The organism is Fusibacter sp., assembly GCF_057447755.1.
Genome location: NZ_JBVBZF010000228.1, coordinates 1 through 5835, shown reverse-complemented (window position 1 = coordinate 5835; position 5835 = coordinate 1). Strand labels below are relative to the sequence as shown.

Annotated in this window: 5 protein-coding genes and 1 pseudogene; 2 read left to right on the top strand and 4 right to left on the bottom strand. The window is 34.8% G+C overall.

Features of this window, described 5'->3' with window-relative positions; translation table 11 throughout:
* Positions 1-166: 166 nt before the first annotated feature.
* The 4 genes from AC220I_RS17150 to AC220I_RS17135 all read right to left on the bottom strand — a co-directional run bounded on the left by AC220I_RS17150 (position 167) and on the right by AC220I_RS17135 (position 3440).
* On the bottom strand, positions 167-850 hold the full coding sequence (locus AC220I_RS17150) for an ABC transporter ATP-binding protein (RefSeq protein ID WP_486725085.1): 684 nt from the start codon (positions 848-850) through the stop codon (positions 167-169).
* Positions 851-938: 88 nt separating this feature from the next.
* Positions 939-1445 (bottom strand): class I SAM-dependent methyltransferase, encoded by a 507-nt coding sequence (locus tag AC220I_RS17145; RefSeq protein ID WP_486725084.1) that lies wholly within the window; start codon positions 1443-1445, stop codon positions 939-941.
* Positions 1446-1692: 247 nt separating this feature from the next.
* On the bottom strand, positions 1693-2172 hold the full coding sequence (locus tag AC220I_RS17140) for a hypothetical protein (protein WP_486725083.1): 480 nt from the start codon (positions 2170-2172) through the stop codon (positions 1693-1695).
* Between the two features lie 14 nt (positions 2173-2186).
* Positions 2187-3440, bottom strand: coding sequence for an ArsB/NhaD family transporter (locus tag AC220I_RS17135; RefSeq protein WP_486725086.1), 1254 nt, complete (start codon positions 3438-3440; stop codon positions 2187-2189).
* Positions 3441-3718: 278 nt separating this feature from the next.
* Here AC220I_RS17135 and AC220I_RS17130 point away from each other — a divergent pair, with 278 nt between their 5' ends.
* Both AC220I_RS17130 and AC220I_RS17125 read left to right on the top strand, forming a co-directional pair.
* Positions 3719-5179 carry a DUF3298 and DUF4163 domain-containing protein gene (locus AC220I_RS17130; protein ID WP_486725082.1) on the top strand — a complete coding sequence of 487 codons (1461 nt, stop codon included), beginning with the start codon at positions 3719-3721 and terminating at the stop codon, positions 5177-5179.
* 371 nt (positions 5180-5550) lie between these two features.
* Positions 5551-5835 (top strand): annotated as a pseudogene (locus AC220I_RS17125) (hypothetical protein); the annotation flags it as partial.

The following is a 5835-nucleotide window of genomic DNA, read 5'->3' as shown; positions in this document are numbered from 1 at the left end:
GTTTCTGTTGGTTCTGTTTCTGTTGGTTCTGTTGCTTCAATTGTGGAATTTGTGCTGTTATCAGTCTCAGGTTGAGTCGTTTGATTTGTACAAGCTGATAAACTCAATACCATCATTATAATCATTAATGTTGAAATTATTTTTTTTCCTATATTTTGATTCATTCTCATATTTCCTCCCAGCATTTCTTTATGCGATTTCTGATTTTTAACTGCTCATCTTCCCTTACATGTCTTGGATGCGCAATTTTTATTTCTTCAATAATTCGAGTGGGCTGTCCGCCAAGCACCAATACACGATCAGCCATTTGGATTGCCTCATCAATATCGTGCGTTACAAACACAACCGTTGTTGTTCTCTCTTCCCAAACTTTTAGCAGGGCTTCAATGATCTTAGACTTAAGATAATAATCGATGGATTTAAAGGGTTCATCCATCAATAATAGATCTGGCTGATATGCAAATGCCCTAGCAATGGCAGCACGTTGTCGCATGCCTCCACTGAGTTCAGCAGGATATTTATGCTCAGAGCCAGTTAGGCCAAGCATATCTATTAGATGGGCCAGATCCTTGTCACTAATTTTATCTTCGACAAACAAAATATTTTCTTTGAGCGTTATCCATGGTAACAATCGATCCTCTTGAAATACATAACTCAATCGACTTGCATTTGATTCTATTTTACCCTCTGTTGCCAAAAGCAATCCTGACATTATATTTAAAAGCGTTGACTTTCCAGATCCCGATGGTCCGACAAGTGAAAGAATTTCCGATTGCTTTACATGCATCGAAATGGGTTCAAAGACTATGCCATCTCCATAATTTTTAGAAACATTTTCAATTTTAAGCACACATGCCTCCGCTACTTTCAATAAAAATCAAACTCTAGCTTTGATTTATCAAGATTTTAACATAAAAAAAGACGTGTCACAACACGTCCTACAAATTACTGACTTTTTTTAATTGATCATTTTCCAATTTGATGATTTCAAAATATATCAAACTTGGCTGATGCGTTTTTACAACGATGTTTTTATCGATTAACAGGTCATTCTTTTCTATGATATTTGCAATATAGTCTATAGACCATTTAAACGTTACTTCTTGCTTCATTAAGTATTTGACTTTCAACCTGTTGAGCCAACTTGTCAGTGGTTTTTTTTCTTCAAAGTTGTAAAATGATAGAAAAATTTTTCCGTTCCTTTTTAGAACTCTTTTCGCTTCGATAATCATACTTTCAGGGTCAATCTCAGTGTTAAGGGTGTCATTGATAATAATTTTATCTACACTCTCACTCTCTATTTCTAGCACATTCCCATTGTGACTCAGCTGTTCTGTTCTTAAATCACCATGAAAAAGACTAACCCCTTCATTTTTCCATTCAAGTATAATATCAATCGGTGTAAAATTGTCAGGACTTAATGTTTTTATTCTCTCTATGGTCATAAATCCTCCTCAATTTTTAATGCTTTTATTCTCTAAAACTACCATAGAGAATGCCCAATTACAATAAAATGCATATTAAGAAATTGGGAAGATTTATTAATATTTTCCAGTTACTCATTACAGAATAGTCATATTTTGAACATTTTCGCATTTTTGTCTCTAATAGGCGGACAAATAAATAAGCGGTTACCTTACATTACCAGGGTCAAAATGACCATCAAGTGATGTATATAACCGCCTTTATCCATTATAAATGCTCTGGATTCTTTTTGAAGTATACGCGCTCTGCAGTTTCCTTAGTCTTTTTGATTTCTTCATCAATATCATCTAATCTTGCAGAAATAATATCCGTTTCTTCTTTAGGAACGTTATAGTATAAAAATAAATCTTCAAACTTCATTAAAGTTTCATTTAATCGCGTGTTAATTTTGATAAATGCTTCAATATTGTGACTCTTCACTGCATTTTTGAATTGTTCTAGGTCAATTTCAATAATGTCAATTGCATCCTGCTCTTTTTCAAACTCTCTAAGTGCTAGAGGATAAGGCTTAATTCTTTCTAAGAAATACTTGCCTTTCTTGTTTACATTATAACAGTATGCCACATCAAACTCTTCAAGTTGAAAAACAACGAAACACATTTTCGAGTTAATTACTTGAACATCCGCGCCCATCTGCCTAAGACGCATCGTATGCTCCATAACTTCAGCATTCATTAACTTCCTCATAAATTCATCCTTCCCTACACATAAAAGATGGTTAAATAGATACTAGATATAATTATTGATAAAATCATAAGCGGAAACCCTACCTTCATATAATCCATAAAAGATAGTTTATGACCATGTCTTGATAGCATCCCTGATACGATAACGTTGGCAGAAGCCCCAACAAGCGTTCCGTTGCCACCTAGGCATGCACCTAGTGCAAGTGCCCACCAGAGTGGTCCAATATCCATACCTGACATGGCTCCCATGGATTTGATAAGCGGGATCATAGTCGCTACAAATGGTATGTTATCAAGGAAAGATGATGCAATCGCAGATACCCACAATACCAAGAGTGTCGACATAAACAAATCTCCTCGAGTAACAGCGAGCAATTTCTCTGCAAGATATTCCATTACACCAACATCTTCAAGTGCCCCAACCAATATAAAGAGTGACATGAAGAAAAACAAGGTCGGCCATTCAATCTCAAGAAAAATATCTTCAACATCAACCTTACTGATTAATAACAGCACTGATGCAAAGAAAAGGGCAACTGTTGCTGATTCATATCCAAATGATTGATGCAAAACAAATCCTAAAATCGTCAAGCATAGGATAAAAACACTTTTCTTTAATAATACCATATCTTTTATTGCAAGCTGCTCATTCATTTGTAAGATTTTTCGCTTGTTACTGTCCTTGCAATAATAATGCTTCTTAAAGGCGATCTTAAATACAAACATTGTCGCTAAAAAGATCACGACAACAACTGGTGCTAAATTCACTAAAAAATCCATAAAGCCAAGGCCAGTAGCACTACCAATCATGATATTGGGTGGATCTCCAATTAGGGTAGCAGTTCCACCGATATTGGCAATTAAAATCTCAGGTACCAGAAAAGGAACTGGATTAAGTTCTAGTGAATCTGTAATAACAAGTGTTACAGGGACAATAAGTAATATTGTCGTAACATTATCAAGCAGTGCTGATGAAACTGCTGTGATAATTGAAAAGGCAACTAAAATCTTCCATGGCTCCCCTTTTGCCATTTTTGCGGCTTTAATTGCAACGTATTCAAAGATACCGCTTTTTTTCATGATGTTGACGATGATCATCATCCCAACAAGTAACCCAATGGTGTTAAAATCAATATGTGAAATTGCCTTTTCCTGTGCTTCCACATTTAATATGAGCATTAAAAATGCGCCCACCATTGCAACCGCTGTGCGGTTAAGTTTTTCAGACATGATAATTAAATATGTAACTGAAAAAACCCCTATTGCCATTATAAGCTGATTTTGAAACACAACACACACTTCCAATTATTTATTTTCTTGTTCTCATTAACCCTTATGAGAGAAACACAAGACATTACTATGTTACGCCTATCATTTTTAAAAATCAAGCCATTCAAAAAGGTTTTTGGTATTTAAGGTTTATTTTTTTAAAACTTTTTGAATAAATTCCTTTTTTCATAAATTTTACACACAGTAGACACATTCTTATATTATAATGAGTTGTATTATATTCACGTAAACTCACAATAAAGGAGAAAATATATTCCATGAAAAAATATAACATGGTCATGATCACATTGTTATTGGCGATCTTAATGACAGCTTGTTCACAAGAACCAGCAGAAACAATCCCTTTAGAAAATGAATCTTCAGATTCTGCTGCACTCGCAACTGAGGAAGCAACCGAACCTGATCCTCTTACAACTGAGGTTGTCGATGAGGGTTTGACTTTCACACAAATTGAAAATACCGTTTCAGAAGATTATATCCATTATGCTGAAAGTTATGGTTTAATTGCAAATCTTGAAAATCCTAAAATAAGAACTCATATTAATCAATCTATTGAAACCGTCATCAACAAGTCAAAAAACAGCACCATGCAAATTGAAAGATCCCTATATGATGCAGCTTCAGGCAGTCCTCTTCAAATGGAAGTCATCGGTAAGCCTATTTTTTTTGATGAGCAGATTCTGAGCTATCAGATTATTTTCAAGTCCACGACTTCTGAATCTCAAGAGAACATAAGATATACATTCTTGAATTTTGATTTAAATTCGGGGCAATTAATTAAGCTTAAGGACTTGATTCCTATTGATACACTTTACGCACAAATCGAAAAAGCCTATCCCAAAACTTATGAAACACCATTTAATAAGGATAGTTTAAACTATTTTGACATTAATCACTCGTTTCGCTTTTCGGGCGAAAATTCAGCCGTTTTTGTCATAGAACCACATCAATTAACTTACGAACAAACACAATTTATACAAATTCCAATTTCAGATTTTCACTATGATGCTAACAAAAAGTTAATCGTAGGATCAACTGTGCAAAGTATTGAAAGAGTTGAGTCTAACGACAGCTATGAAATCTTTTTTTCATATCCCGAGTTTGATAGTACATTACCAATTTACGAAAATATAAATGAGGAAGTCGTAAAACATGCTGCCGATTTGTATGAATACGGCACTCAAATGGCAATTGTTGATCATCAAATTTTAACTGAGGAAGCCAACACAAGCGAAAATACTGACGATTCTGTAGAAAGCGAATCCATTACACCTACGGACTCTGAACCAGAAACCGATAACGCTAGCCTATACGAGCTTTCGCCATACTGGTTTAATTTGACCTATGAAATCTATACAAATAATGAAAAAATACTCAGTTTTGGTTTATACGACTATCAATATACTGGTGGTGCTCATGGTATGTCTACAGGAAATTTCTTTTCATATGATTTAGAAACAGGCAAACAAATTGAACTAAAAGATCTGTTTGAGCCAAAATTTGATTATATCACTTACATCAACGACAAGATTTATCGAAAAATTGATCAAGAGACAAAACTCAATGCGGAAAGCACCTATGCTTATTACGATTTCAATGGCATTGACGAAAATGTTAAATTCTATATTGAAGACAACGAACTTGTAATCTTCTTTGATCAATATGAAATTGCAGCTTATGCCGCAGGTATGCCAACTTTTAGAATTCCACTACCTTAAAGATTAACAAAAAGTTCAATTCTTAAGCATTGACTTTAATACGCTAAGGTGTAAAATAGTAAGAGTTAGAGGGAGTAACTGCCATTCGTGGAATTTAAGTCGTCAGAACGGATTATATGATCCCGGCTTAAATGATGTAAAAGTCGTGTGAGACTCTACAATTATGAATCATAATTGTAGAGTCTTTTTTATTGTATATCATTAGTTCTCATCCAGCTTTGAGAAAGAATCACCAACTTGCGAAAAGCGGCTAGATGCGGCAAAACAAGGTTTTGACGTTAAATGATTGCAATTGTCAAAAAAAGATATGCAATATTGATGCGTTACTCATACTCAACACTATTTATTTGTCATTATGAAAGGTGGAAAATATGGAACATTGGATTTCAACTACACTTCTTGAACTAGCGACACCTATTGTTTTTATCATTGCTGCAATTAGCCTTTTTACACTTGGCAAAGGTGCAGATATTCTAGTGGATGAAGCAGTTGGTATTTCTAAACGTCTTGGCATTCCCAAAGCAATCATCGGTGCGACAATTGTATCGCTTGGAACAACGCTTCCTGAAGCCTCTGTCTCTGTTATGGCAGCTTTAAAAGGAAATCCTGATTTAGCACTTGGAAACGCAGTGGGGTCAATTATCGTAGATACGGGG